At 67.4% G+C, this 26,701-nt stretch carries 26 protein-coding genes; 16 read left to right on the top strand and 10 right to left on the bottom strand.

The genetic code is table 11. From position 1 onward, the window contains the following. Positions 1-5 precede the first annotated feature (5 nt). From AZG88_RS34580 to AZG88_RS34590, 3 genes are read left to right on the top strand one after another with little or no spacing between them, the layout of a single operon-like run. Entirely contained in the window at positions 6-899 is an 894-nt protein-coding gene (locus tag AZG88_RS34580; RefSeq protein ID WP_061042730.1) for an SDR family oxidoreductase, read from the top strand. 53 nt (positions 900-952) lie between these two features. Beyond that, positions 953-2,512, top strand: a complete 1,560-nt coding sequence (metG, locus tag AZG88_RS34585; RefSeq protein WP_005238729.1) for a methionine--tRNA ligase — start codon at positions 953-955, stop codon at positions 2,510-2,512. 47 nt (positions 2,513-2,559) lie between these two features. Beyond that, positions 2,560-3,795, top strand: coding sequence for a DUF2786 domain-containing protein (locus AZG88_RS34590; RefSeq protein WP_043943668.1), 1,236 nt, complete (start codon positions 2,560-2,562; stop codon positions 3,793-3,795). Between the two features lie 14 nt (positions 3,796-3,809). On the opposite strand, the gene rsmI is transcribed toward AZG88_RS34590, so the two are convergent. Beyond that, entirely contained in the window at positions 3,810-4,640 is an 831-nt protein-coding gene (gene rsmI, locus AZG88_RS34595) for a 16S rRNA (cytidine(1402)-2'-O)-methyltransferase (RefSeq protein WP_025432113.1), read from the bottom strand. Positions 4,641-4,714: 74 nt separating this feature from the next. Here rsmI and AZG88_RS34600 point away from each other — a divergent pair, with 74 nt between their 5' ends. After that, a complete protein-coding gene (locus tag AZG88_RS34600) occupies positions 4,715-6,223 on the top strand; it encodes a dolichyl-phosphate-mannose--protein mannosyltransferase (protein ID WP_005255423.1) in 1,509 nt (502 codons plus the stop codon). Positions 6,224-6,285: 62 nt separating this feature from the next. Here AZG88_RS34600 and AZG88_RS34605 read toward each other — a convergent pair whose 3' ends face one another. The 4 genes from AZG88_RS34605 to AZG88_RS34620 all read right to left on the bottom strand — a co-directional run bounded on the left by AZG88_RS34605 (position 6,286) and on the right by AZG88_RS34620 (position 9,606). After that, positions 6,286-7,917, bottom strand: a complete 1,632-nt coding sequence (locus AZG88_RS34605; protein WP_373560036.1) for a BCCT family transporter — start codon at positions 7,915-7,917, stop codon at positions 6,286-6,288. 90 nt (positions 7,918-8,007) lie between these two features. After that, on the bottom strand, positions 8,008-8,439 hold the full coding sequence (locus AZG88_RS34610) for a DoxX family protein (RefSeq protein ID WP_061700358.1): 432 nt from the start codon (positions 8,437-8,439) through the stop codon (positions 8,008-8,010). Between the two features lie 50 nt (positions 8,440-8,489). Continuing rightward, on the bottom strand, positions 8,490-8,864 hold the full coding sequence (locus AZG88_RS34615; RefSeq protein ID WP_005238723.1) for a GntR family transcriptional regulator: 375 nt from the start codon (positions 8,862-8,864) through the stop codon (positions 8,490-8,492). A gap of 58 nt (positions 8,865-8,922) precedes the next feature. Beyond that, on the bottom strand, positions 8,923-9,606 hold the full coding sequence (locus tag AZG88_RS34620) for an NAD(P)H-binding protein (protein ID WP_005238722.1): 684 nt from the start codon (positions 9,604-9,606) through the stop codon (positions 8,923-8,925). 87 nt (positions 9,607-9,693) lie between these two features. Between AZG88_RS34620 and arsC the strand changes: the two genes are divergently transcribed. Next, positions 9,694-10,050, top strand: a complete 357-nt coding sequence (arsC, locus tag AZG88_RS34625) for an arsenate reductase (glutaredoxin) (RefSeq protein WP_005238721.1) — start codon at positions 9,694-9,696, stop codon at positions 10,048-10,050. 11 nt (positions 10,051-10,061) lie between these two features. Here the strand turns inward: arsC and AZG88_RS34630 are convergent, their stop codons facing one another. Next, positions 10,062-11,279 (bottom strand): arginine deiminase, encoded by a 1,218-nt coding sequence (locus AZG88_RS34630; protein WP_005238720.1) that lies wholly within the window; start codon positions 11,277-11,279, stop codon positions 10,062-10,064. Between the two features lie 109 nt (positions 11,280-11,388). Here AZG88_RS34630 and AZG88_RS34635 point away from each other — a divergent pair, with 109 nt between their 5' ends. Beyond that, positions 11,389-11,919, top strand: a complete 531-nt coding sequence (locus AZG88_RS34635; protein ID WP_061700359.1) for an FABP family protein — start codon at positions 11,389-11,391, stop codon at positions 11,917-11,919. A 42-nt stretch (positions 11,920-11,961) separates the two neighbouring features. Then, positions 11,962-12,441 (top strand): redox-sensitive transcriptional activator SoxR, encoded by a 480-nt coding sequence (gene soxR / locus AZG88_RS34640; RefSeq protein WP_005238718.1) that lies wholly within the window; start codon positions 11,962-11,964, stop codon positions 12,439-12,441. A 3-nt stretch (positions 12,442-12,444) separates the two neighbouring features. On the opposite strand, the gene AZG88_RS34645 is transcribed toward soxR, so the two are convergent. Further along, positions 12,445-12,939, bottom strand: coding sequence for a DUF2505 domain-containing protein (locus tag AZG88_RS34645; protein ID WP_061700360.1), 495 nt, complete (start codon positions 12,937-12,939; stop codon positions 12,445-12,447). Positions 12,940-12,989: 50 nt separating this feature from the next. Next, a complete protein-coding gene (locus tag AZG88_RS34650; protein ID WP_061700361.1) occupies positions 12,990-13,433 on the bottom strand; it encodes a GNAT family N-acetyltransferase in 444 nt (147 codons plus the stop codon). A gap of 124 nt (positions 13,434-13,557) precedes the next feature. Here AZG88_RS34650 and AZG88_RS34655 point away from each other — a divergent pair, with 124 nt between their 5' ends. The 7 genes from AZG88_RS34655 (at position 13,558) to AZG88_RS34685 (ending at position 23,303) form a co-directional block, all read left to right on the top strand. After that, positions 13,558-15,012, top strand: coding sequence for a wax ester/triacylglycerol synthase domain-containing protein (locus AZG88_RS34655; protein WP_025432110.1), 1,455 nt, complete (start codon positions 13,558-13,560; stop codon positions 15,010-15,012). 17 nt (positions 15,013-15,029) lie between these two features. Further along, on the top strand, positions 15,030-17,288 hold the full coding sequence (locus tag AZG88_RS34660; protein WP_005238714.1) for a glycerol-3-phosphate 1-O-acyltransferase: 2,259 nt from the start codon (positions 15,030-15,032) through the stop codon (positions 17,286-17,288). Between the two features lie 4 nt (positions 17,289-17,292). Beyond that, complete coding sequence (locus AZG88_RS34665) at positions 17,293-18,732, top strand: HAD-IB family hydrolase (RefSeq protein WP_061042725.1); 1,440 nt, start codon at positions 17,293-17,295, stop codon at positions 18,730-18,732. A gap of 106 nt (positions 18,733-18,838) precedes the next feature. Next, complete coding sequence (locus AZG88_RS34670; RefSeq protein WP_025432109.1) at positions 18,839-19,243, top strand: YciI family protein; 405 nt, start codon at positions 18,839-18,841, stop codon at positions 19,241-19,243. Continuing rightward, a complete protein-coding gene (locus AZG88_RS34675; protein WP_005238711.1) occupies positions 19,240-20,475 on the top strand; it encodes an RNA polymerase sigma factor in 1,236 nt (411 codons plus the stop codon). The genes AZG88_RS34670 and AZG88_RS34675 overlap by 4 nt, the downstream gene beginning before the upstream one ends. A gap of 76 nt (positions 20,476-20,551) precedes the next feature. Further along, a complete protein-coding gene (locus tag AZG88_RS34680) occupies positions 20,552-21,181 on the top strand; it encodes a hypothetical protein (protein WP_061042724.1) in 630 nt (209 codons plus the stop codon). Between the two features lie 76 nt (positions 21,182-21,257). Continuing rightward, positions 21,258-23,303, top strand: a complete 2,046-nt coding sequence (locus tag AZG88_RS34685; RefSeq protein WP_061700362.1) for an ABC transporter ATP-binding protein — start codon at positions 21,258-21,260, stop codon at positions 23,301-23,303. A 3-nt stretch (positions 23,304-23,306) separates the two neighbouring features. Here AZG88_RS34685 and AZG88_RS34690 read toward each other — a convergent pair whose 3' ends face one another. Both AZG88_RS34690 and AZG88_RS53090 read right to left on the bottom strand, forming a co-directional pair. Further along, entirely contained in the window at positions 23,307-24,146 is an 840-nt protein-coding gene (locus AZG88_RS34690; RefSeq protein WP_005238704.1) for an SDR family oxidoreductase, read from the bottom strand. A gap of 138 nt (positions 24,147-24,284) precedes the next feature. Next, a complete protein-coding gene (locus AZG88_RS53090; RefSeq protein WP_005561362.1) occupies positions 24,285-24,428 on the bottom strand; it encodes a hypothetical protein in 144 nt (47 codons plus the stop codon). A gap of 643 nt (positions 24,429-25,071) precedes the next feature. Between AZG88_RS53090 and AZG88_RS34695 the strand changes: the two genes are divergently transcribed. Further along, the gene (locus AZG88_RS34695) at positions 25,072-25,488 is read left to right on the top strand and encodes a helix-turn-helix domain-containing protein (RefSeq protein ID WP_005238699.1); all 417 of its coding nucleotides are present in this window, start codon (positions 25,072-25,074) and stop codon (positions 25,486-25,488) included. Positions 25,489-25,620: 132 nt separating this feature from the next. After that, the coding region (locus AZG88_RS34700; protein WP_061700363.1) for a glucose-6-phosphate dehydrogenase at positions 25,621-26,701 on the top strand (1,081 nt) is incomplete at its 3' end.

Here is a 26,701-nt window from a genome sequence, read left to right on the forward strand (position 1 = left end):
GTCACATGCGGTACTTTCTCCCCGACGGGGAGGGAGCCGTGTCCATGACTTCGAGCTCGATGAACGGCCGCGTGATCGCGGTGACCGGCGGTGCGAGAGGAATCGGGCGGGAGATCGCCCGACAGCTGGCACTGGCCGGCGCCCGGGTCGCGATCGGCGACGTCGACGGCGCCGCGGCCCGCCGGACCGCGGACGAACTCGGCCGGGCGGGCGGAACGGTGGAGGGCCTCGAACTGGACGTCACCGACACCGGGTCGTTCGCGGCATTCCTCACGGCCGTCGGGGATCACTGGGGCCCGATCGACGTGCTCGTCAACAATGCGGGCGTGATGTGGGTCGGGAAGTTCGACGAGGAACCCGAATCCGCGACGGATCGGCAGCTCGCCGTGAACCTGCACGGGGTCATCCGCGGAGTGAGACTGGCGGCGCCGGCGATGCGTGCGCGCGGCCACGGTCAGATCGTCACGGTGGCGTCGGTAGCGTCCAAGGTCGCGCCACCCGGCGAGTCGACGTATGCCGCGACGAAACACGGCGTCCTCGGCTACCTGACCGGCGTCCGCGAGGAGCTGCGCGGGTCGGGCGTGCAGATCTCGGTGATCATGCCCGGTGTCGTCGACACCGAACTCGCGGCCGGCACCGCGACGGGCGCGGCAAAATTGCTGACACCGGCCGACGTCGCGAAGACCGTCGTCGCGGTGATCCACCGGCCCCGGTTCGAGGTCACCATCCCCCGGTACGTCGGTCCGCTGGCCCGGCTGGTCACCGTCTTTCCGCAGTTCGCCCGCGACTTCGCGATCCGCCGGATGGTTCCCGACCAGGTCAGGTCCACGAACAAGTCGGCCCGCGCGGCGTACGAGTCACGCACCGTCACCGACGAGGACGGCACCGGACCGGCCTAGAACCCGAATCTGCGCGTCACGAAACGGCGGCGCGCAGATAGAGTGGTCGCACCATGAATGCTGCTGATTCCACCGCCTCGCGGCCACCTTTCTATCTGACGACGGCGATCGCGTACCCGAACGGCGTCCCGCACATCGGCCACGCCTACGAGTACATCTCCTCCGACGCCCTCGCACGCTTCAAGCGTCTGGACGGGTTCGACGTCTACTTCATGACGGGAACCGACGAGCACGGCCTGAAGATGCAGCAGACGGCGGCCAAGGAAGGCATCGACGTCCGTGAGCTCGCCGCGCGGAACTCGGACGTGTTCGAGGCCATGGACAAGACGTTGAACATCTCCTTCGACCGGTTCATCCGCACCACGGACGCCGATCACGAAGAAGCCAGCAAAGCGATCTGGCAGAAGATGCTCGCAAACGGCGACATCTACCTCGACACGTACTCGGGCTGGTACTCGGTCCGCGACGAGGCGTTCTACACCGAGGCCGAGACCACGCTGCAGGACGACGGTTCACGCCTGTCCACCGAGACGGGCACCCCGGTCGAGTGGACCGAGGAGTCCACGTACTTCTTCAAACTGTCCGAGTACCAGGACAAGCTGCTCCGCCTGTACGAGGAGAACCCCGACTTCATCGCGCCCGCGACGCGGCGCAACGAGATCGTCAGCTTCGTCAAGGGCGGACTGAAGGACCTGTCGATCTCCCGCACGACGTTCGACTGGGGCGTTCCGGTCCCCGAGCATCCCGAGCACGTGATGTACGTGTGGGTGGACGCGCTCACCAACTACCTGACCGGCGCCGGATACCCCGATACCGACTCCGAGCAGTTCGGCAAGTTCTGGCCTGCGAACCTGCACATCATCGGCAAGGACATCACCCGGTTCCACACCGTCTACTGGCCGGCGTTCCTGATGTCGGCGGGAATCGAACTGCCGAAGCGCGTCTTCGTGCACGGATTCCTCTACAACAAGGGCGAGAAGATGTCGAAGTCGGTCGGCAACGTCGTCGACCCCGTCGCCATGGTGGAGCAGTACGGCCTCGACGCCGTGCGCTTCTTCCTGCTCCGCGAGATCTCCTACGGCCAGGACGGCAGCTACAGCCACGAGGCCATCGTCACCCGGATCAACGCCGACCTGGCGAACGAGCTCGGCAACCTCGCGCAGCGGTCGCTGTCGATGGTCGCGAAGAACTGCGACGCCCAGGTCCCGACCCCCGGCGAGCTGACCGAGGACGACGCGGCGATGCTCGCGCAGGCGGATGCGCTGCTCGTGCGGGTTCGCGCCGAATACGACGTCCAGGCACTGCATCTCGCGCTGGAGGCGATCTGGTCGGTTCTCGGCGAGACCAACCGGTACTTCTCCAAGCAGGAGCCCTGGGTTCTGCGGAAGACGGATCCGGAGCGGATGGCGACGGTGTTGTACGTGACGCTCGAAGTGGTGCGGATCGTCGGCATCCTCGTGCAGCCGGTGATGCCGGACGCCGCGGAGAAGATCCTCGACCTACTGGGCCAGAAGGCAGACGCGCGGCAGTTCAGCGACCTTCCGACGCGCATCGTGGCGGGCACCCCGTTGCCGGCGCCGTCGGGCGTGTTCCCGCGTTACGTGGAGGACTGATCCACGCGGGGTCCGTTTTTGTCGGACCCCGCATGCACACTCTCCCCATGACGCCGAATAGAACATACATTCGATCTCCTCACGGTGGATTCGGGAACGGAGCGCGCGTGTTCGACGACGAAGTGAGCCCTCAGGCCGCGGCGGCAGTCCACACCCTGATGGGTGAGTTGTCGGCCGCGTACGAGCGTGGATGGCAGCCCGCCGACGTCGTGCATCTGGCGCGGAGATCGAAGGAGCCGTCCGACGCAGCGTTGGCGGCGGCGCTGGTGCTGCACGAGGCGGAGCGCACGCGCGCCGCGCACCGGGCGCCGCGGGACTGGGTGGAGCAACTCCGCACCATCGGCGAGCAGTACCCGGGCGCGTCGCACCTGGCGGGGCGGGTTCCGGTCGACGGTCCCGACGTTCGGGCGCTCGCGGCCGGACTGTTGTTCGAAGACCCGTACCACTCCGTCTACCAGCTCACCGACCTGTCGCTGACGTGGACGAACCTGCCCGGCTGGACGGTGCTCGCTCCCCCGCCGTCGACGTGGCCAGTCGTGCGGGTCGCCGACCCGGCCGCGGCGGTGCCGGGTGAGACCGAGGCCGACGCGAAGGTGCTCAACAGGATCCGCGGGTTGCTCGCGAAGGCCGAGGCCACCGATTTCGCGGAGGAGGCGGAGATCTTCACCGCGAAGGCGCAGGAGTTGATGACGCGCTACGCGATCAACTCCGCTCTCCTCCACACTCAGAACGGGGCGGGCAACACGGCGGTGCACAGTCGCCGCATCCATCTGGAGAATCCGTACGTCAAGGAGAAGGTCCACCTTCTCACCGAGATCGGCGACTCCAACCGGGTGCGCGCCGTGTGGTTCAGCTCCCTCGCCATCGCGACCGTGGTCGGAACCCCCCTCGACCTCCAGCAGGTCGACATGCTGTTCACGTCGCTGCTCGTGCAGGCGACGCGCGCAATGCAATTCGCGGACGCCGACAGTCGCGGTGGTTCACGGACCACGTCGTTCCGCAAGGGTTTCCTCGCGGGCTTCGCCAGTCGCATCGGGCAGCGGTTGCGCGACGCCGACAGCCGGGCCACGGCCGAGGCCGCCGACGAGGCGTCGATCCCGGTCGACGATCTGCTGCCGATTCTGGCCACCAAGTCCGAGGCCGTCGACGCCGAGTTCGACCGTCTGTTTCCGCGTACCAAGAAGGCGCGCGGCAGGGCCGTCGACGCCAACGGCTGGTACGCCGGGCAGGCGGCCGCCGACGACGCCTCGCTGGCTCCCGGGGAGCGTGCCCTCCGGCGGTAGCGCTCGCAGGCCGCCTAGTCCTTCCGGGAGGCCAGCACCGTTTCGTAGAGTTCCCGCTTCGACACACCGGTGGTGGCGACGAGCGCGCACGCGTCCTTGAGCCGGGTGCCGTCCGCGACGAGTCGCTCCACCTCGTCGACGAGGTCGGCGGGGTCGGACGCGACGAGCGTGGCACCTTCCACCACCACCGTGATCTCGCCGCGGACACCGTCGGCGGCCCACTCGGCGAGTTCGGCGAGGGTGCCGCGGCGGACCTCCTCGTACGTCTTGGTCAGTTCCCGGCAGACGGCGGCGCGGCGGGTTCCACCGAGCACCTCGACCGCGTCGGCCAGGCAGTCGGCGAGCCGGTGCGGCGCCTCGAAGAACACGCAGGCGCGTTGCTCGGCGACCAGTGCCTGCAACCACGTCTTGCGCTGGCCCTGCTTCCGGGGTGGGAAGCCGTCGAAGCAGAACCGTTCGACGGGCAGCCCGGACAGCGCGAGCGCCGTCGTGACCGCCGACGGTCCGGGCAGGCACGTCACCGCCAGATCCTCGGCCACGCACGCCGACACCAGCCGGTACCCGGGGTCGCTGACCGAGGGCATGCCGGCGTCGGTGACGAGGAGAACGGTCTTGCCGGACGCGACGTCGGCGACGAGGGCGGGCAGCCGGGCCGTCTCGACCTGGTCGTAGAAGCTGACGACCTTGCCGGTGATCGTCACGTCGAGAGCGGAGGCGAGGGCTTTGGTGCGGCGGGTGTCTTCGGCGGCGACGACGTCGGCCGTCTCCAGCGCCGTACGCAGCCTCGGCGAGGCGTCACCCACGTCCCCCATCGGTGTTGCGGCGAGCACTAGGCGACCAGTCATGACCCACAGCCTACGATTGCGGCGTGACGATGCTGACGGACGAGCGACCGACGCCCTCCGCACGACAGCCGTCCATGGTCGGACCGGCGCCGCTCGTGCCGCCCCCCGACTTCGGTCCCGTCGACCGCGCCCGCGGCTGGGTCGTCACCCTGTTCGTCACGGCGATCGCGGCGATCACCCGGTTCACGATGCTCGGATACCCGACGGACGCGGGCACTCCCGTGTTCGACGAGAAGCACTACGCGCCGCAAGGCTGGCAGGTGCTCACCGGCGGCTGGCTCGAGGACAATCCCGGTTACGGGCTTGTGGTGCATCCGCCGATCGGCAAACAGCTGATCGCGATGGGCGAGGCGATCTTCGGCTACAACGGCTGGGGTTGGCGTTTCGCCTCCGCGGTGGCCGGCACGATCATGGTCCTCCTGGTGATCCGCATCGTCCGCCGGCTCACCCGATCCACTCTGATCGGCGGCCTCGCCGGGATCCTGCTGGTCGCGGACGGCGTCACGTTCGTGTCCTCCCGGCTCGGCATGCTCGACATCTTCCTGGCACTGTTCGCCGTCGCCGCTCTGGGCTGCCTGATCGTGGACCGCGACCAGGTCCGCGAGCGGATGGCCCGGGTATACGACGAGGGCCGGATCGGCGACAGCGACTGGGGCCCACGCCTCGGTGTGCGCTGGTGGCGATTCGGCGCCGGGATCATGCTGGGTCTGGCGTGCGGCACCAAATGGTCGGGCGTCTACTTCATCGTGTTCTTCGGGCTGCTCAGCGTCGCATTCGACGTGTCGGCCCGACGCGCCTACGGGGTGCGGCGCCCGTGGTTCGGTGCCGGCGTCCGCGACGTGGGCCCGGCGCTGTACGCGCTCGTCGTCGTGCCGCTGTTCGTGTATCTCGCCAGCTACTGGGCGTGGTTCGCCAGCGAGACCGGCGTGGACCGGCATGCCGTGGGCAACGAGATCGGGACGGGCGGCCCCTGGTCGTTCGTGCCGGGCGCGCTCCGCTCGCTGTGGTACTACAGCGGCAACGTCCTCGAGTTCCACGAAGGCCTCACCAATTCGGCGGGCAATCATCACCCGTGGGAGTCGAAGCCGTGGACGTGGCCGATGGGTCTGCGCCCGATGCTGTACTACTTCGCCGAGGGCGATCACGTCACCGGCTGCGGAGCGTCGAGTTGCGTCAAGGCCGTCATGCTCATCGGGACGCCCGCCATGTGGTGGCTGGCACTGCCGATGCTCGCGTGGGCGCTGTGGCAGACCGTGGTGCGGAAGGACTGGCGGTACGCCACCGTCCTCACCGCCTACGGCGCCGCGTTCCTGCCGTGGCTGACCACCCTGGACCGCCAGATGTACTACTTCTATGCGGTGGCGCTGGCGCCGTTCATGGTGATGGGTCTCGCGCTGGTCCTGGGTGACATCCTGGGAAGCGCGAAGGCGTCGTTCGAACGCCGCACCACAGGCCTGCTCGCCGTCTGCCTCTATGTGGGGCTCGTGGTCGCCAACTTCATCTGGTTGTGGCCGATCCTCACGGCCGTCCCGATCACCCCGGACACGTGGCAGCACCAACTGTGGCTTCCCAGCTGGCGCTGACCCCGGAATGAGTCGAGCCGCCCGGGTCCCGTGGGACACCGAGCGGCTCGCAGACTGTTTCTCTAGCGGGACGAGATCCGGTCGCGACGACGTTTCGCCGCCACTCTCCGCATCTCTCTCCGCATCTCCCGGCCGTCGACGATCATCTGGTCGCGGGACAGATCCTTGTAGAGCGAGAAGCACAACCCGATCATCACGATGACGAACGGCGCCGCGGCGATGATCGTCATCGTCTGCAGTCCGTCGAGCGCGGTGTCGCCGCCGGTCCACAGGATGAGCGCGGCCACGCCTCCGGTGAGCACACCCCAGAACACGACCACCCAGCGCTGCGGTTCCAGCGAACCGCGCTGCGACAGGGTGCCCATCACCATCGACGCGGCGTCGGCGCCGGAGACGAAGAAGATCCCCACGAGGATCATCACCAGGACGGTGGTGATGCCGGTGAGCGGCAGGTGATTGAGCATGCCGAACAGCTGCCCCTCCTGGGTGTCCTGCCCGGCGAGGTCGATTCCGTCACGCTGCTCGCTGATTCCGGCACCACCGAAGATCGCGAACCACACGAGGCTCACGGCGCTCGGCACCACGATCACGCCGACAACGAACTGGCGGATGGTGCGGCCACGGCTGATGCGTGCCAGGAACATGCCGACGAACGGGGTCCAGGAGATCCACCACGCCCAGTAGAAGATGGTCCACGAGGACAACCATTCGCCGGTCGCCGGATCGGACGACGCTCCGGTGCGGGCCGACATCTGCGCGAGCTGCGCGGCGTAAGCGCCGATCGTCGTGGGCAGCAGGTTGAGGATCAGGACCGTCGGTCCCACGACGAACACGAACAAGGCCAGGATGACGGCGAGCACCATGTTGGTGTTGGAAAGCCACTGGATTCCTTTGGCGACACCCGACACGGCGGACGCCACGAATGCGAGGGTCAGCAGGGCGACGATGGCGACCAGCAGGAACGTGCTGACCTGCGACATCCACCCGACGACCTGGAAGCCGGAACCGATCTGCAGTGCGCCGAGGCCCAGCGAAGCGGCGGTGCCGAACAGCGTCGCGAAGATGGCGAGGACGTCGATGAACTTACCGATCGGCCCCTCCGCGCGGCGGCCGAGCAGCGGGATGAATGCGGAGCTGAACAGCTGCTTGCGACCCTTCCGGTACGAGCCGTACGCGATCGACAGTCCGACAACCGCGTACATCGCCCAGGGGTGCAGGCTCCAGTGGAACATGGTGGTGGCCATCGCAGTTCCGATGCCACCGTTCGAACCCGGAGGGGGTGTCACGTAGTGCGCGAGCGGTTCGGCGACACCGAAGAACATCAGTCCGATGCCCATGCCGGCGCTGAACATCATCGCGATCCAGCTGACCGTCCGGAACTCGGGCTGCTCGCCGTCCTTGCCGAGCGGAATCTGACCGAACTTGCTGAACGCGAGCCACAGTGAGAAGAGGACGAACCCGGACGCCGACAGGACGAACAACCAGCCCATGTCGGTGACCAGCCAGTCGAGTGCCTTACCTGTCGTGGAGTCGAGATTGTCGGGGGCCACGAGCCCCCAGACGACGATTGCCGAGACCGCGGCGGCAGCGGCGGAGAACACGACGCGGTCGGTGCGAACACCGACCCGTTTGAGCCCTCCGCCGACGCTCGCGTCAGCGGTCTCGGAACCTTGATCAGGCAGATCAGTATTCATTGCCATGAACAACTACGTTGGTCATTTTCGATGGTAAAAGCAAGCTAGCCCACCGCTTCACACCGAATCGAGACCCAGTCGACAGTATCGTTACGCTGCGGTTTTTCCCCATCCCGAGCCTCTTCCGAGAAGCCCGTCGATGCTGAGGCGTCCGGCACCGATCACGGCGAGAAGCAGCGACCCGACGCCGAGTGCGACGACGAGTTCGTACCCTCCGTTCGCGATGAAGACACCCTTGTCCGCGTGCACCAGAATCAGCGCTCCGAGCATGTCGAGAAACAGCAGGATTCCGGCGATCGGTGTGGCCACTCCCACGATGAGAGCAAATCCACCCGCGAGTTCGATAGTGGCGGCCGCAACAGCCGAAATGTCGGGCAGTGGGACGCCCATGTCGGCGAACGACGCCTGTGTGGCCTTCACTCCGTAGTCGAAGAACTTCTGCCAGCCGTGCGCGACGAAGACGACGCCGAGTCCGATCCGGGCAATCAGTAGTGCGAGGTCGCGGAAGAGTGCGGAAGCCATACCGAGCGTCTACCTTTCTGGGGTCACACCTTCTGGAGACGGCGCCGACCTCATTCGGCGCCGCGGAGAGCGGACTGCACGAAGCCGAGGATCTCCTCGTCGGACACCCCCAGCTTCCGCAGTTCCTGCACATACCCTGTTGCGGCCTTCTCGGCGCCGGCGCGAATGGGGTCACCGCCGCTCGCGATGAACGTGCCCTGCTTGCCCCGGGTTTCGATGACACCCTGCTCGCCGAGTTCCCGGTACGCCTTGGCGACCGTGTTCGGTGCGAGACCCACCTCGACGGCGAGCGCGCGGACTGTGGGGATCTTCGTTCCCGCGATCAGCTGCCCACTGCGCACCTGCTCGATGATCTGCAATCGCAACTGGTCGAACGGGGCGGTCGACGAATCCGGATCGATGTCGATGTCCACGGCCGGCGCCACCTCCGTTGTTCCACGCGTTGTATCAGACCGTAGTTGCGCGGTTGCGGCGCCGCAATGCTTACACCGCGGCGACGGCCTCCGCGATCGGTGTCGGACCGGACGTCAGCATGAGCGTCTTCTTCGCAGTCTCCGGGTGGTCCAGAAGCGCCGCGACCACTGCGGCGACGTCGGCGCGCGTGACGGTGCCGCGCTCGAGTGGCGGCGCGGTGAGCGTGACGTGACCCGTCGGGTCGTCGTCGAGCAGACCGCCCGGGCGGAGAATCGTCCAATCGAGGTGGGTGCGGGCGCGCAGGTCTTCCTCGGCGGCCGTCTTCGCGACGAGGTAGGCGGCGAACACGTCGTCCGTGCCCTCGGGGATCGGCTCCCCCGCCCCGAACGAACTGATCTGGACGAATCGCCGCGTTCCCGCCTTCTCGGCGGCGTCCGCGAGGAGAACCGCGGCCCCGCGATCGACGGTGTCCTTGCGGGCGATACCGCTGCCCGGGCCTGCGCCCGCGGCGAACACCGCGGCGTCCGCACCGACGAGCGTCTTCGCCACGTCGTCCGCGCTCGCCGTCTCCAGATCGATCACCACCGGTTCGGCGCCGAGCGCCGCCACCTCGTGCTCGTGGTCGGGGTTGCGGATCAGCGCGACCGCACGGTCACCGCGCGCGGTGAGAATCTTGATGAGGTGACGGGCGATCTTCCCGTGTCCACCGGCAATGACGATTCGCCGCGGAGTCGCGTCCCTGTGCTCGGCCATGATCGATCTCCCTCTTTCGTCGACTATTCACGAGTTACTACCCCAGGTTCAGCGCTCCCTGCGGGCGCGTTTGTTCCCCGGTGCAGAATGTCGGGTATGGCGAACACCGCGACCATCTACCACAACCAGCGATGCAACACGTCCCGCACCGTCCTCGGACTGATCCGGGACGCGGGCATCGAGCCGACCGTCGTGAAGTACCTCGAGACCCCGCCCTCGCGGGACGGGTTGCGCAAACTTCTCGACGACGCCGGGCTGAAGCCGAGCGAGGCGATCCGTAAGAAGGAGGCCGTCTTCAAGGAGCTCGCGCTCGCCGAGGCGTCCGAGGACGAACTGCTGGAGGCGATGGTGGACAACCCCATCCTCATCGAGCGACCGATCGTCGTGACGGACAAGGGCACCGTCCTCGCCCGCCCGGCCGAGAAGGTCCGCGAGGTCCTCTAGGCGCTTCGCGCCTACAGCGGGTCGCGGGCCACCGGACAGGACATGCAGCGGGGTCCACCGCGACCCGAGCCGAGTTCGGAACCGGCGATCCGCAGTACCTCGATGCCCGACGCCTCGAGCCGGGCGTTGGTCTCGACGTTCCGTTCGTACGCGACGACGACGCCGGGTGCGAGTGCGAGCGTGTTGTTTCCGTCGTCCCATTGCTCGCGTTCGGCTGTGACGTTGTCGAGTCCGGTGTCGATGACGCGCAGTTTGCCGATGCCCATGGCCTCGGCCGCGGCGGTCAGGAACGGATCGGCTCCGCGGATCGACACGCCCTTGTCCTCGCGGTGAATGGTGAACGCCGACAGCGTGTCCTGAATGATCGGGTACATCACGACGGCGTCGTGGTCGACCATCGTGCAGACGGTGTCGAGGTGCATCGACGCCCTGGCCTGCGCGATGGGCACCACCAGCACGGTGTGTGCCAGTTCGTCCTCGAAGACGCTGCGCGCCAACGCCTCGGCGCCGGCCGGTGTGGTGCGCTCCCCCACTCCGACGGCGACGACTCCCGGTGCGAGGAGCAGGACGTCGCCGCCTTCGACGGGGGCCGTGTGGGATTCGTAGGCGCGCCGGGCGCCACGGAAACGCGGGTGATGGGCGTAGATGATGTCGGTGAGGGACGTCTCGCGGACGCGGGCGGGCAGGGCGAGGGACGTGATCGCGACGCGGGGTCCGATCCAGAACGACGAGTCCCGGGTGAACAGCAGGTTGGGCAGCGGGTCGATGACGAAGTCGCCGCCGTGGTGCATGCGCCGGACCAGCGACGCCGTGTTGGCCGCGACGGGAAGTTCGTCGAAGGTCATCCCCGCGGTGAGGATGGTGGAGAGTTCGGGGGCCGGGACACCGCGGAGGTGCGCGGCCAGTTCCTGCGCCAGGGTGTGCCCGAGTTTGCGGGGGTCGACGGCCGCGCCGATGCCCTGTATGCGCGCGGCGCCGCTGGTGCCGAGTGTCTCGGTGAGCAGGTCGGACAGCAGCAGGACCTCGACGCCGCGGCTGCTCAGGAGGTCCGCGAACGCGTCGTGCTCTTCCTGCGCGCGGTCGACCCAGGGCAGTCCGTCGAAGAGCAGTTGGTCGTTGTTGCGGGGCGTGAGCCGCTTCAGTTCGTCCCCGGGCCGGTGCAGGAGGACGGCACGCAGCTGCCCGACTTCGGAGTTGGCCCCCAGCGGTGCAGAACCGGACGCGTTCATGTCTAGACGGTAATGCCGGAGGGCCCGGCAGGCACGCTCAAACGCTTCGCGGCCGACCGTGTCCCTCGGCGCCGCAGGCGAGTACCGTGAAACGGCGGAGGTATCTCTCATGGACGAGAACTCGACTCTCTCGCCGGCGCACTCGGATGCGGCGGCGAGTTCGTCTGCGAACACGCCCCCACTTCCGTCCGTTCCCTCCGCCCTGGCGCCGTTCTCCGGTCTCTGGCGCGGCGAGGGCGAGGGCGCGTACCCGACGATCGACAACTTCGCGTACACCGAGGAGATCGAATTCGCCCCCACCGGTAAACCGTTCCTGGCGTACCGGTCTCGGACACGGGAGGCGGGCAGCGGTCGGCCGTTGCACTCGGAGTCCGGGTTCCTGCGGCTCGTCGCCGAGGACGAGGCGGAACTGCTCGTGGCCCAGCCGACCGGATTCACCGAGATCCACCGTGGTCAGATCCGGGAGGGGACCATCGAGTTGTCGATGGTGGCGCTGAGCGCGTCGCCGGACGCGAAACCGGTGCACAGCATCCGGCGACAGTTGTCGGTGCGCGGCGGCGACCTCACGTACGACCTGTGGATTGCGCACGACCTGACTCCGCTCACACACCACCTGCACGGACATCTCCGCCGCGACTGACCTCGAGTATTGTTCAGGTAACCGCGTGAAAGGTTGCCTGTCGTGGAGATGCCCGAGTGGAGAGCCAAGGAACTGACGCCGGGACAGCTGTCGGAGCGCAGTGGCGTGGCGGTGTCGGCGTTGCACTTCTACGAGCGCGAGGGGCTGATCACCAGCAGGCGGACGTCCGGCAATCAGCGTCGCTATCGCAGGGACACGCTACGGCGGGTGGCGTTCATCCGCATCGCCCAGCGGGTCGGGATTCCGCTCGCCGAGATCCGGGAGGCCCTCGCGACCCTGCCGGAGGGCCGCACGCCGAACCGCAAGGACTGGGAGAAGCTCTCGACGCGGTGGCATGCGGATCTCGATCAGCGGATCGAGCAGTTGATCCGGCTCCGCGACAACCTGACCGGCTGCATCGGCTGCGGGTGTCTGTCGCTGGGGAGTTGCGCGATCGTCAACTCCCACGACCGGCTGGGCACGGCGGGGCCGGGTGCCCGCACGCTGGACGTCGAACTCGACCGCCCGGCGTCCGGAGTGTGAGCGTCAGTGGTCGCCGAGCCACTTCTCGATCGCGTCGCGGTCCTGCCCGACCATGTCGCCGACGAGCTTCCTGACCAGGGATTCGATCTGCCCGCCGACCAGCGGAATCTTGACCTGCACCGATCCGGCGAGGCGCAGGACGGTGACGTCGCCGGATGCGCGGAGCACCGCCGCGCTCTCGATCTTCACCGGGATGCCGGTGGAACTGCCACTGACCCGGCCGTCGGCGTGGTCGCCGTCGAGGGCACCCCACTCGTCGGCGCGCTCGACCTTCAGCTCACCCGACACGACCTTGCGGACCAGCCCGGGGAGGGAGGACGCGCCGATGGTGTCGCGCATCGTCGCGGTCAGCGTGCCGGGGCCACGGCTGTCGTCGAGGGTGAGTTTCTCCGGCGCCTCTTCGAACCGGTGCTGCCAGAACGCCGGATCCGTCACCGTCGCGTGCACCCGGTCGAGTGGGTACGCGATCTCTTCGGAGTAGTCGAAGCTTTTCGCCATGACGGCAGCCTACGACAACTCCGTGCGTGGTGAAGGAGTCCACGGACTCGTCAACCACGCACGGGCGCGGAGCGCCTCATCGGCAGGTGGTCGATACCGGCCTCGAGGTAGTTCTCGCCGGTTCCGCGAAACCCGTAGCGGCCGTACCAGTTTTCGAGGTAGGCCTGGGCGGAGATCTCGATGGGTCCCGGGAACGCCTCGAACACGGCTTCGAGCAGCTGTCCCGCGAGTCCCCGCCCCCGGGCGGGGGCGGCGGTGGCGACGCGTCCGAGGTGCAGTGTCGGTTCGTCGGCCAGCACCCGCAGTGTCGCGAGAACCTCGCCGTCCTCCTCCGCCCAGAACTGGGTGGTGGTCGGTTCGAGGTCGCGTCCGTCGAGTTCGGGTTCCGACACGATGCCCTGTTCGAAGACGAACACGTCGGTCCGCAGCACCATGATCCGGTAGAGCGTGGCCGGGTCGATCCTGTCGAGCGTCGCGTGGTGGAGAGTCGGCACGTCCTCACCTTAGACAGAAAGTCCGGTGCGCAATCCGCCGGAACCAGGGACGCGATCTGCGGGGCGGGTCCACACTGGAAAAGCAGCAGCTGAGGGCAACTCGAGTAACCGAATGAGGGTGGGCATGGCCGACGGCGAACCTCTGATACCGCCGAGTGCCGTCGACGTGGATTTCTCCGACGTCGCCTGGGGAGCGGACCGCACGATGTCCGACTTCGAGACCGGGATGTGGCGGATGGAGGAGGTGCAGCCGAAGCTGCGCTCACCGATCGTCGCGGTCGACGTGCTCGACAAACCGCCGGACTGGGACCGGCTGGTGCGCGCCCACGAATGGGCGTCGCACATGGTGCCGCGCATCCGGATGCGGGTGGTGGAGCCGACGTTGCGGCTGGGCAACCCGATGTGGTCCGTCGACCCCGAGTTCGATCTCGACTATCACCTGTCGCGGGTGCGCCTGCCGGAGCCGGCGACGTTCGACCACGCGCTGCGGATGTGCAGGCACATGGCGACCGAGCCGTTCGACCGCGCCCGGCCGCCGTGGAGCGCGATGCTCATCGAGGGACTCGACGACGGCCGCGCCGTCTACGTGGTGAAGACGCACCACAGCATCACGGACGGTCTCGGTGGCATCCAGTTGATGACGCTGCTGCACAGCAGGCGCCCCGAACCGTCGCCGGACAAACCGGATCGGCCTGCACCGTTACCGGAGCAGATGTCGGGCGGCGGCGCCCTGTTCGAGCAGGCACTCGACAACGTGCGCAGCGCCCCCGGTCGTCTCGGCGGCCTGATCCGGGGCGCGGTGCGGACGGCGATGACCGTCGTCGGCGACCCGGTGGGCAGTGTCACGGAGGTCGCCGGTTACGCGAACTCCATCCGCAGGGTGGTGACCCCTCCCTCGACCACGGGTTCGGACCTGCTCCGCGACCGCGGACTGGGACGCTGGTTCGGGGTGCTCGAGGTGAGTGTCGACGAGCTGCGTTCCGCCGCTCACGTCGCCGGCGGGTCGTTGAACGACGCGTATGTGGCCGCCCTGCTGGGCGGTTTCCGCCGCTATCACGAATCGTTCGGCCACGACCTCGACACGATTCCGGTGGGCATGCCGGTGAGCATGCGTTCGGCGTCGGATCCCACGGGCGGCAACCGGTTCGCCGCGGCCCGATTCGCCGGACCGGTCGGTGAGCGCGACCCCGTCGCGCGGATCGAGAAGGTGCGCGCGATCATCCTGGGGCTGCGCCAGGAACCCGCACTCGGACTGCTGGATTCAGCCGCCCCGCTCCTGGTCCGGCTTCCGACAGTGGTGCTGGCGAACTGGTACCTCTCGCAGTCGACGGGTCTCGATCTACAGGCCAGCAACGTCGCCGGTGTCCCCGTGCCCGTGTACCTGGCGGGCGCCCGGATCGAGCGGATGTTCCCGTTCGGCCCGGCCCCCGGCTGCGCGGTCATGGCCACCCTCGTCTCCCACGTCGGCACGTGCTGCATCGGCGTCAATCTCGACACCGCCGCCGTCACCGAGCCGGCGCGGTTCATGTCGTGCCTGCAGGAGAGTCTCGACGAGATCGTCGAACTGGGCCGCGGGTGAAAGGAAAGGCTGGCGCGATGGACGAGCAGACGACACGGCCACGGGTCTATCTCATCGAGACGATGAGCGACATGGAGGACGACGTTCTCCGCACGTGGCTGGAGCGGCAGGCGAACGACTCCGGTCAGCCGCCTCCGACGGTCCGCGTCACCGACCAGGCCCTCGCCGATCTCGTGCGCCGGAAGGACGATCCGCTGCTCACCCCGCTCCGGGTGGTGTGGCTGCCGAAGGAGACCCACCCGGACGGCGCGCAACGATTCCGGGAGACGCTGTCGCTGCGCGACCCGTTGCACCCCGGCCAGAACATGCAGCGCCGGGTGATGCGCGACGACCCGGCCCGGTGCCAGGTCCTGGAAGGCGACCCGGCCCCGCTCAGCGACCTCGAGCGGCGGCTCGCGGAGAACGGCGGCGGGTCGCTTCCGGACTTCATTCGCCGCCAGGCCGCGCTGACCCTCGAGCGGGCCGAGCGCACCCTGCTGGGCACGCAGTACAAGGTGTCGAGGTTCGTCGTCGACGAGATCACCGACGCCAGCCGGTATCACGACGGCACCCACGCACTGTCGGGCAAGTTGAATCTGCCCGTCGCCGAGGTGGATCGCCGCGCCCGCGGCGCGCTGGACGAGATGGTAGCCGCCCAGAGCAGGCGCGCCATCGCGCTGTGGGACCAGTTGGGCCGCTACTTCTCCCGCGCCTACCGTCTCGACGTCGACACCACCCGGCTCGACGAACTGCGCGAGTTGAACAAGGAACATTCCCTGGTGTTCCTGCCGAGCCACCGCTCGTACCTCGACCCGCTGGTGCTGCGGCCGGCGCTGCTGGCGAACGACCTTCCGCTCAATCACGTGATGGGCGGTCTGAACATCAACTTCTGGCCGATCGGACCGATCGGCAAGCGCAGCGGCACCGTGTTCATCCGCCGGAAGATCGAGGGCGACGAGATCTACAAGTGGACGCTCCGCGAGTACATGCGCTATCTCCTCACGAAACGGTTCAACCTCGAGTGGTACATCGAGGGCGGGCGCAGCCGTACCGGGAAGTTGCGGCCGCCGCGGTTCGGTCTGCTCAACTACCTCGCGAAGGCCTTCCAGGACAGTGGCATGTCCGACGTGTACCTGGTGCCGGTGTCGCTGACCTACGACCAGCTCTACGAGGTCGGGGCGATGGCGGCGGAGGCACACGGCCAGGCGAAGAGCAAGGAGAGTCTGCGCTGGCTCTTCGGATACGTTCGGGCGCAGGGGCAACGGCACGGCGTCGCGCACGTCAACGTCGGCAGGCCGATGTCGCTGGCGGACTACCTCGGCCAGGAGGACGACCTGCGGCTGGCGGTGCAGAAGACGGCGTTCGAGGTGTGTCACCGCATCAACGAGGTCACACCCGTCACCGCGTCCTCTCTCGTGATGCTCGCGTTTCTCGGAATCGAGGACCGGGCGCTCACCGTCGCCGAGGTCGGCGCGATCCTCGGGCCGCTCGTGGACTACATCACCGCGCGCTCGCTGCCGACCGCGGGCGACGTCGACCTGACCGACCCGCAGGTGATCCGCAAGGCGGTGCGCACGCACCTCGATTCCGGTGTGCTGCGCAGTTTCGATCAGGGCAGCGAGCGGGTGTTCTACCTCGGCCGGGATCAACACCTCGTCGCAGCGTTCTACCGCAACAACACCATTCATTTCCTGGTGATGCGGGCGATCGCGGAGATGGTGCTGCGGGCGGCGGTCGACCAGAAGTTCACCGATCCGCTGAACGACGGATGGGATCTGGCGCTGCGCATGCGCGATCTCCTCAAGTTCGAGTTCTTCTTCAGTGAGAAGGACAGCTTCCGGAAGGAACTGCGTTCCGAACTGGATCTGATCGACCCGGCGTGGGAGTCGAACCTGGGTGATCCGCAGCATGCGGCGAACCTGTTGTCCGGGATGCGGATTCATCTGGCGCACCGGGTTCTGCAACCGTTCCTGGAGGCGTACGCCGTGGTGGCCGCTCAGTTGCTCCGGACTCCGGTGGACCGGAAGTTCGACGAGAAGGCCTTCATGACGTCGTGCCTCGCGCTCGCCGAGCAGCGGCGTCTCCGGCAGCAGATCGGGAGCAGCGAGTCGATTTCGGCGGAGCTCTTCACGACCGCGCTCAAGCTGGCGCGAAACCGGGGCCTGGTCGAACCGAATGCCGAGAACATGGCGGCCCGGCGGGTCGAGTTCGACGCCGAACTCCAGACCCTGATCGATCAGGTGCTGCGCATCCGAGCGATCGCGCACGAGAATCTCGACCAGATGGGTGGTAGGTGAGTAGATGAGCGATCTCCGCAGTCTCCACGACGACATCGCGGCCGCCGTTCCCGGCCCGGGCACCCTCGCCGCGTTCGATCTGGACGGCACCTTGATCAGCGGGTACTCCGCGAGCGTCGTCTACCGGGACCGCCTGCGTCGCTTCGACATCAGCGTGGCCGAGCTTCTGCACACCACGGGCGCCGCGGTGGAGACCCGCTTCCGGGGTGCCGATGTCGGCAACCTGATGCGCATCGGAGTGCAGAGCCTGGCCGGGCGCATGGAGGACGAGATGCAGGAGTGGGGGCAGCGGCTGTTCCGCCAGGAGATCGCGAGAATGATCTTTTCGGAGGTCCGCGGACTGCTCGCCGCGCACCGGCACGCCGGTCACAGGGTGGTGATGGCCACCTCCGCCACCCCCTATCAGGCACTGTCGGTGGCCGCGGACCTCGACATCGACGCCGAGGACGTGCTGTGCACCCGGCCCGCGGTTCTGGACGGGATGCTCACCGGGAAACTCGAATCGCCGCCGCTGTGGGGTCCGGCCAAGGCCGAGGCACTGCGCGAGTACGCCGAGAAGCACGGAGCGGATCTGGGTGACAGCTTCGCGTACTCCAACGGCGCTGAAGATGTTCCGATGCTGAAGTCGGTGGGACATCCCGTGGCCCTGAACCCCGACCGCAAGCTGGCGGCGACCGCGCGGCAGAACGGTTGGCCGTCGGTGAATCTGCGACCTCCGGAGAGCGGCGCCGACCCGATGTCCATCGCCCGTACCACCACCGCGATCGGCGCCCTGATGGGGGCGGCCGCGTTCGGTGTCTCCGCCGGCCTGCTCACCCAGAATCGGCAGACGGGCGCCAACCTGGTCGGCAGCTTCGGCCCGGATCTCGCGCTCGCGATCTGCGGGATCAACGTGCGCATCAAAGGCAAGGAGAACGCGTGGGCGGCCAGGCCCGCGGTCTTCATGTTCAATCACCAGAGTTCGCTCGACATGCTGGTGATCGGCAGCGTCATCCGGCGCGATGTCACCGGCGTCGCGAAGAAGGAGGCTGCGCGCGATCCCCGGTTCATTCCCGTGGGGGCTCTGCTCGACGTCGCGTACATCGACAGGGCGGACAGCACGAAGGCGAGGGCGGCCCTCCGCCCGGCCGTGGAGAAACTGCAGTCCGGCATCTCCATCGCGATCGCGCCCGAGGGCACCCGCTCGCCGACTCCGCGCCTCGGCCGGTTCAAGAAGGGCGGATTCCACCTGGCGATGCAGGCGGGCGTGCCGATCGTGCCGATCGTCATCCACAACGCGGGCGAACGGATGTGGCGGAACTCGCTGGTCGCGCACCCCGGCACGGTCGATGTCGACGTCCTCGCACCCGTGCCGACCGTCGGCTGGGACCTCGCGGATCTCGACCGGCACGTCGACGAGGTGCGCACTTTGTTCGAGGACTGTCTGCACGCCGGGCACCGCTGAAAAGATTTCTTCGAAAAGTTCCCGAAGTATGTCGAGAACCTCGGATGTGCTCCGTCCTGTTCCCGAAAGCGCCAGAATGGGCGCCACACCGGGTGAGGAGACAGAGATGCCGAAGTTCATGTTGCTGCAGCACTACGAGGGCGGCGCGGGGTGCGACGTGCCGATGACCGAGTGGACGCCGGAGGACGTGCAGGCGCACATCCGGTTCCAGCAGGATCTCAACGCGGAGCTGATCGCCAAGGGTGAACTCGTCGACGCTCAGGGGCTCGCCGGACCGGACGTCGCGAAACGTGTCACGTTCGACGGCAAGGGTGCTCCGGTGGTGACCGACGGACCGTTCCCCGAATCGAAGGAACTGCTCGCCGGGTACCGCTTGGTCGACGTCGAATCCGAGGAGCGGGCGCTGGAGATCGCCGCGCAGACGTCGGCGGCACCGGGTCCGGACGGGGTGCCGATCCAGCATCCGATCGAGGTCCGGCAGGTTATGGGCGCGCCCGATACCGATCTGTGAGAACCGACGCCGAAATCGAGGTCCTGCTGCGCGAACTCGCGCCGCAGGTCCTCGGTGCACTCGTGCGGAGGACCGGTGATTTCGAGGGGTCCGAGGACGCGGTGCAGGAGGCGCTGCTCGCGGCGGCCGGGCACTGGCCGCGGGAGGGGTTGCCGGACAATCCGCGGGGCTGGTTGATCCAGACCGCCACCCGCAAGATGACCGATCGGATCCGCAGTGAGATCGCACGCCGCAGGCGGGAGGAGGTGGCTGCCCGGCAGGAGCCGCCGTCGACGGACGTGCCGGACAGCGACGACACCCTGCTCCTGCTGTTCCTGTGCTGCCATCCTGCTCTCACACCGGCCTCGGCCATCGCGTTGACACTGCGCGCGGTCGGGGGGCTCACCACCGCGGAGATCGCCAATGCGTTCCTGGTCCCGGAATCGACCATGGCTCAACGGATCAGCCGCGGAAAGCAGCGAATCACGGCGTCGGGGATACCGTTCCGGCGGCCGACGGGTGACGAGTGGACGGAACGCCTGCGGTCCGTCCTGCACGTGCTGTACCTGATCTTCAACGAGGGCTACGCCAGCAGCATCGGCGACCATCTGCACCGCACCGAACTGTCCGCCGAGGCGATCCGGCTCACCCGGGCCGTGCACGCGATGCTGCCCGACGACGGTGAAGTCGGGGGGCTGCTGGCGTTGATGCTGTTGACCGACGCCCGCCGCCCCGCCCGCACCGGCCCGCACGGGGAGCTGATCCCGCTGGCCGAGCAGGATCGCACGCTGTGGAACCGGCAGTTGATCGTCGAGGGTCAGCGGGTGGTGCTGGACGCCGTCGCCCACGGTTCGGTCGGGGCCTACCAACTGCAGGCCGGAATCGCGGCGGTCCACGACGACGCGGATCGGGTCGAAGACACCGACTGGGCGCAGATCCTCACGCTGTACGGCCTGCTCGAGCGCATGTCGGACAATCCGATGGTGACGCTGAACCGCGCGGTGGCCGCGGCGATGGTGCACGGTCCGGCCACGGGGCTGACGATGCTCGACTCCCTCGACGCCACCCTGGCCGGGCACTATCGCCTCGACGCCGTGCGCGCTCACCTGTTCGACATGGCCGGCGACACGGAATCGGCCCTCACGCACTACCGCTCGGCGGCCAACCGCACCACCAGTGTGCCGGAGCAGCAGTACCTCGCGGCGCAGGTGGCCCGGCTCAGCGCTCTCGACGGGGTGTCACAACCCGAGTAGTCGACTACGCGCGACGAGACGCCGGCCGTGCGGGAACGTCGGAGGAAACCGGTGGTGGGCCGAAGGGAGCAGGACGATGAACGAGCGTGACGGCGTCACAACTGTCGATCGAACGGACGGGCGGCGCCACGAGTTCCGGCTCAGCATGCTCGTCGCCTCGATCGCCGTCGTCGGCACCCTGATCGGTTCCGTGTGTGGAGGGGTGTTCACCTTGCTGAACACGTCGAATCAGGTGGAGGCGACGGTGAACCAATCCTCGAACGAGTTCCTGCGAACGCAGCGGCAGCAGATCTACTCGGAACTCCTGACCGCAGCCAACGAGGTGCGTGTCACCTCGGGTGCCGTCTCGGTGGGCTTCGACCATTTCGACGGAACCGATCTCCTGACCATGATCGCCGACGTCCTCCGCCCGCTACCGCAACAGAACATCGTCCTCGTCTCGAAGTTCACGGCGGTGGAGTTGATCGGATCCGAACCGGTCGTGGAATCGGCACGGCGAATGGTGGTCGAGTATCTGGCTGGATCCGAGACGATCGGCTGGCTGAGCACCGACTTCGCGACGGATGACGCCGTGTCGGCGGACACCCTGTCCACCCGCCAACAACAGTTCGCCGACCACTTCCAGGCCGGGATGAGCGCCCAGGACGACTTCCTCTCCGCGGTGCGAGACGAACTCGATATCCCCGAGCAGGGGGACCTACAGTAACCACCCGACCGGAGCAGCAGGACGGGCCGCATCGAATCGGTTCGCCAGGACCGCGGGGGATGGGCACGATGGGGAGATGCCCGCGACCGGTCCCACATCCACACAGCAGGCTTCGGAGGCACCCGCCGAGCCTTCGCTGCTCCCCCGCATCTGGGCGCTCCTGCGTCCCTACCGCGGGCGGCTGGTGCTCGTCGCGGCCGCCATCGTCGTGTCCTCACTGCTCGGCATCGTGAATCCCTTCCTCACGAAGGCGGTGTTCGACCGCGCACTGTTCCCCACCGACGGCAGCGGTGTTCATCTGACACTGCTGCTGTGGCTAGTCGTGGCCATGATCGCGGTGACGCTCACGGGGTCGTTGATCGGCGTCGGCCAGAGCTACCTCACCACCAAGGTCGGCAACCTGTCGATGGCGGATCTCCGGGAGCGCCTCTTCGCCCACCTCGAGAAGATGGAACTGGCGTTCTTCACGTCCACCAAAACGGGCTCGATCCAATCGCGGCTGGCCAACGACGTCGGTGGGGTGCGGTCGGTTCTCACCTCCACGGCGTCGAGCATCCTGTCGAACGTCGTCACCGTCACCGCGTCCCTCATCGCGATGCTGCTGCTGTCGTGGCAGCTGACGCTTCTCGCCGTCGCACTGCTTCCCGGCTTCGTCTACCTGCAGCGGCGGGTCGGCGCCCGGCGACGCGTTCTGGCGCGCAAAACGCAGGAGTCGTTGTCGGACATGACCGCAATCACCGAGGAAGCGCTGAGCGTCTCGGGTGTGCTGTTGACGAAGGTGTTCAACCAGGCCGACACCGAACTCGACCGCTATCGGACCGAGAACGCGCGGCAGACCGAGCTTCAGGTGCGGCAAGCCATGACGGGCCAGGGCTTCTTCGCCGTCGTCAGCTCGTTCATGGCGATCACGCCCGCTCTCGTCTACCTGCTGGCGGGGTATCTCGTCAGCGGCGGTTCCGCGGCACTCTCGGCGGGCACACTCGTCGCGTTCTCGACCCTGCAGGCCAGGTTGCTGCAACCGTTGGTCTCGCTGATGCGGGTAACCCTCGACGTCCAGACGTCGATGGCGTTGTTCCGCCGCATCTTCGAGTACCTCGACCTGCAGCCCGCGATCGTGAACCGCCCGGACGCCGTCGAGTTGCCTGCGGACTCCCCCGGCCGGGTGGAGTTGGACGACGTGTACTTCGCGTATCCCGCGCCCGTCCGGCTGGCCACCGCAGATCCCGACCCGGTGGCGCTGCGCAGTCTGGGTCGCGGCGGCGGAGGCGGCATGCGCGGGGTCGCGACCGTCGCGCCGCGCTTCCCGGCCGCGGCGGCGCCCGAAACCGAACCGGCGGAACGTCGCAGCCGGCGCTGGGCGGTCGCGGGCACGTCCCTGGAGATCGACCCGGGTCAGCTCGCCGCCTTCGTCGGTCCGTCCGGCGCAGGCAAGACCACGCTCTGCTACCTCGTGCCGCGCCTGTACGAGGTCGACAGTGGCGCAGTCCGGGTCGACGGCTACGACGTGCGCGACCTGACCATGAGCTCGCTCGCCGAGGCGGTCGGAATGGTCACCCAGGACCCGTATCTGTTCCACGCCTCGATCGCCGACAACCTTCGATATGCCAAACCGGACGCGACCGATGCCGAACTGCAGACTGCCGCCGCGGCCGCCAACATTCACGACCGCATCCTCGGATTCGACGACGGATACGACACCCTGGTGGGCGAAAGAGGATTTCGCCTGTCCGGTGGCGAGAAGCAGCGATTGGCCATCGCGCGGGTGCTGCTGAAGAACCCCCGCGTACTGATCCTCGACGAGGCGACGTCCGCGCTCGACACGGTCTCCGAGCGACTCGTCCAGCGAGCTCTCGGTGAGGTGATGCGCGGACGCACCACCCTCGCGATCGCCCACCGGCTGTCGACCATTCAGCATGCGGACGTGATCTTCGTGATCGACGAGGGAACACTGATCGAGCGCGGCACGCACACCGAACTCCTTGCACGACAAGGGTTGTACGCGCGACTGCACGCGGAGCAGTTCGGCGGCGGGCAGGTCGAGTGCCGGTGCACCGACGGCGTCCGATTCACCGACGGGACGGTACTGGCCCCGAGCGCCCCCACCCCAGGCGGAGAGTTCTAGCTCCTACAGGAACTTGCTGAACTGGTCGTTGGCCCGCTGCATCACGAAGTCGTACGGCGGCGAGAACTTGCGCGCCCACCAGTAGCCGAACCGGATGTCCGGCGACGTGTACACCAGGTACCGGTCCTTCTTGATGCCGGCGATGATGCAGGACGCGACCTTCTCGGGCGTGACGGCCCGCTTCTCGAAGCGGTGGACCGCCTTCTGGATGCGCGGGTCGTCGCGATCGACCCCGGCGATCTCGACCGTGCCCACCAGCGGCGTCTTGACCGCGCCGGGAACCACGAGGCTCACGCCGATGCCGTGCCGTTTGAGATCGAACCGCAGAACCTCGGACACTCCGCGGAGCCCGAATTTGCTTGCGCTGTAAGCCGCATGCCACGGGAGCGCCAGCAAACCGGCGGCCGAAGAGACGTTGACCAGGTGACCGCCGCGCCCCGCCCGCACCATCGAGGGCAGAAAACTCTCGATGATGTGGATCGGACCCATCAGGTTGACGTCCACCATGGACTTCCAGTGGCGGTGTTCGAGATTCTCGACAGTCCCCCACGCGGAGATACCGGCGACGTTCATGACGACGTCGAGGCTGCCGAACTGATCGTGGACATCGGCGGCGAATGCGGAGACAGCGTCGTAGTCGGACACGTCGAGTGCACGCGAGAAACTGACGGTGCCCCCGCGGCTGCCTACTTGTTCGACCGTCTGCGCCAGGCCGACCTCGTTGATGTCGGTGAGGAAGAGTTCGGCGCCCTCCGCCGCAGCCGCCAGGGCGGTCGCCTGCCCGATCCCGCTACCTGCACCCGTGATCAGGCACTTCTTGCCGTCCAGCGTCTTGATCGCCATAGCCGTGCGCGCCCCCGTCGTCACCGATCCGTGTCGGCTGGAAGTCTACGCACGCAATCTGATTGCGCGCACGCAACTGCAGGGCGCCTTTCCCGAGGAAAACGCGAACCGACCCTCGCCGGGCCGGTTCGTGACGGTTCACAACCGCTGGGTCATTTCTTCCTGATAGGTACGAATCGTCCTCTCGATCCCGTTGGCGTCGTCGTCGTTTCCTCGGTGCCGGGCGTCGTCGGCGCGCTCGCGCAGAACTCGAATCGCCTTCCGAAGCTCGGCGTCACTCATTCTGTGTTCCATATCACAATCATCCCCGACGGCTTCAGATTTGGCCAGACTCGGGAGCGTGCCGGAGCGGCGGAACCCTGCCTGACCTGGACCATCGTCCAACTGGGCGGAGCGAACCCGCGAAGATCATGCGACAGACGAAGGGAGGATCGGCGGCGCGCGGCCCGGTGCCCGTGCGGATGCCCCTACTTCACAGTACTGTTCACGAGGCCCCGCGGGCCGCGAGCGACCTCTCCACGTTGCGATGCGCAACGCAACACAGTGGCCCTGAACTGGGGGTATTTGCCGGGCAGCCTCACGGAACACACCCCTGCAATGTTGCCAGCTAACTCTCAGTGATTGAAAGAGCAACCACGCAATCGGGTCGGCGACCACAACCGGCACGGCGGGCTCCGCTCACCCCACCCCCGCGCCTCTCTTGAACTTTCAACGGTAGAACGCGCGTGACGAGCGCAGAGGGCGCCCGAAATGTCGGCGATCCGCGAGCGGGGAACGCGCGATCGTTGAAACATATATGAGATAAGCACGGAGCCGGCGGACGACGTTTTGCCTCTATGTCCGTGAGTTATCAATCGGTTATCATCGTGGTACGGTGTCGTTCACACGACTGACGCCCGCACGAGAGAGGACCCGGCGGCTCACAATGGCAGATTTTGCTGCGCGGTTGAACAAGCTCTTCGACACGGTCCACCCTCCGGGACGTAAACCGCATACCAACGCCGAGGTCGCGGCGGCACTCATCGCAGACGGACACCAGATCTCGAAGCCCTACATCTCCCAGCTCCGGTCGGGACAACGCACCAACCCCTCCGACGAGACGGTCGCGGCGTTCGCCCGCTTCTTCAAGGTGAAGCCCGACTACTTCTTCAACGACATCTACGCCGCGAAGATCGACCACGATCTCGAGCTTCTCTCTCAACTCCAGGGATACGGACTTCGCAAGCTCTCCAGCCGCGCGTTCGACCTCTCCGAAGAGTCGCAGAATCTGCTCACCACGATGGCCGAGAAACTCCGCGCCAGCGAGGGGTTGCCGGAGGTCCCACCGGACGCGTCCCGCTGATCACCGGAGTCGTTGGGCAGCAACGAGTTCGCCGCAGATCGCACCCGACGTCCGGGTAGAAGTCACCGGGCGCACCCGACGACACCGCCGGAATGCCCTGCCCGGTGTGCCCACGTGGCGCATGATGGAGCAATGGTTGACAGACCGCAGCTCGGTCCCACGATCTTCGTCCTCTTCGGTGCCACCGGGGACCTGTCCAAACGCATGGTCCTCCCCGCGTTCTTCCAGCTCGCTCTATCAGGGCTCCTGAACTCCGAGTGGATGCTGATCGGCACCGGCCGGGGCAACGTCTCCGACGATCAGTTCCGCGACCACGTGCGCGACGTCGTGAACCAGTTCGGAGTGCCGCACGACGACACCGACTGGGACACGTTCGCCCGGCGGTTGAGATTCGCCGGCGGCGGTTTCACCCCGGACAACCCGGGAACGCTCCCGGCGGCCGTTCGGCAGGCGCGGGAAGACCTCGGCGCGGCAGACGCGCAGTTGGTGCACTACCTGGCCCTGCCGCCCAGCACGTTCGCCGTGACCACTCGCGCGCTCGGCGCTCACGACCTGGCCCGTGGCGCACGCGTCGTGTACGAGAAGCCGTTCGGGACGTCCCAGGAGGCGTTCACCGAACTCGACGACGCCGTGCACCATGTCCTCGACGAGAAGCAGATCTATCGAATCGATCATTTTCTCGGCAAGGAGAGCACCCAGAATCTGCACATCCTGCGCTTCGCCAACGGGCTGATCGAAGGCGTCTGGAATCGGGAACACGTCGAGCAGGTCCAGATCGACGTGCCCGAGACACTCGACATCGACGACCGCGCCCGGTTCTACGACGCCACCGGCGCCGTCCTGGACATGCTGGTGACACACCTGTTCCAGGTCGCCGCCGAGATCGCGATGGAGCCGCCGGAGACGTTGGGCGCCGACGATCTCCAATCCGCCCGGGAACCCGTGATCGGGGCGTTCCGTCCGCTCGACACGGCCGACGTGGTGCTCGGCCAGTACGAGGGGTACCGCGACGTCGACGGTGTCGCGGACGATTCGACGACGGAGACGTTCGTCGCCGCACGGTTGTGGGTCGACACGGACCGCTGGCGTGGGGTGCCGTTCCTCCTCCGGACCGGAAAGATGCTGGGCGTCAGCCGGCAACGGGTCAGCCTGGTCTTCCGCAGTCCTCGAGGACCGCTCACGGACATTCCGCCGGACGGCGCCGTCCTGACGT

It is taken from the genome of Rhodococcus sp. LB1, assembly GCF_001583455.1.
Taxonomy (GTDB): Bacteria; Actinomycetota; Actinomycetes; order Mycobacteriales; family Mycobacteriaceae; genus Rhodococcus_F; species Rhodococcus_F opacus.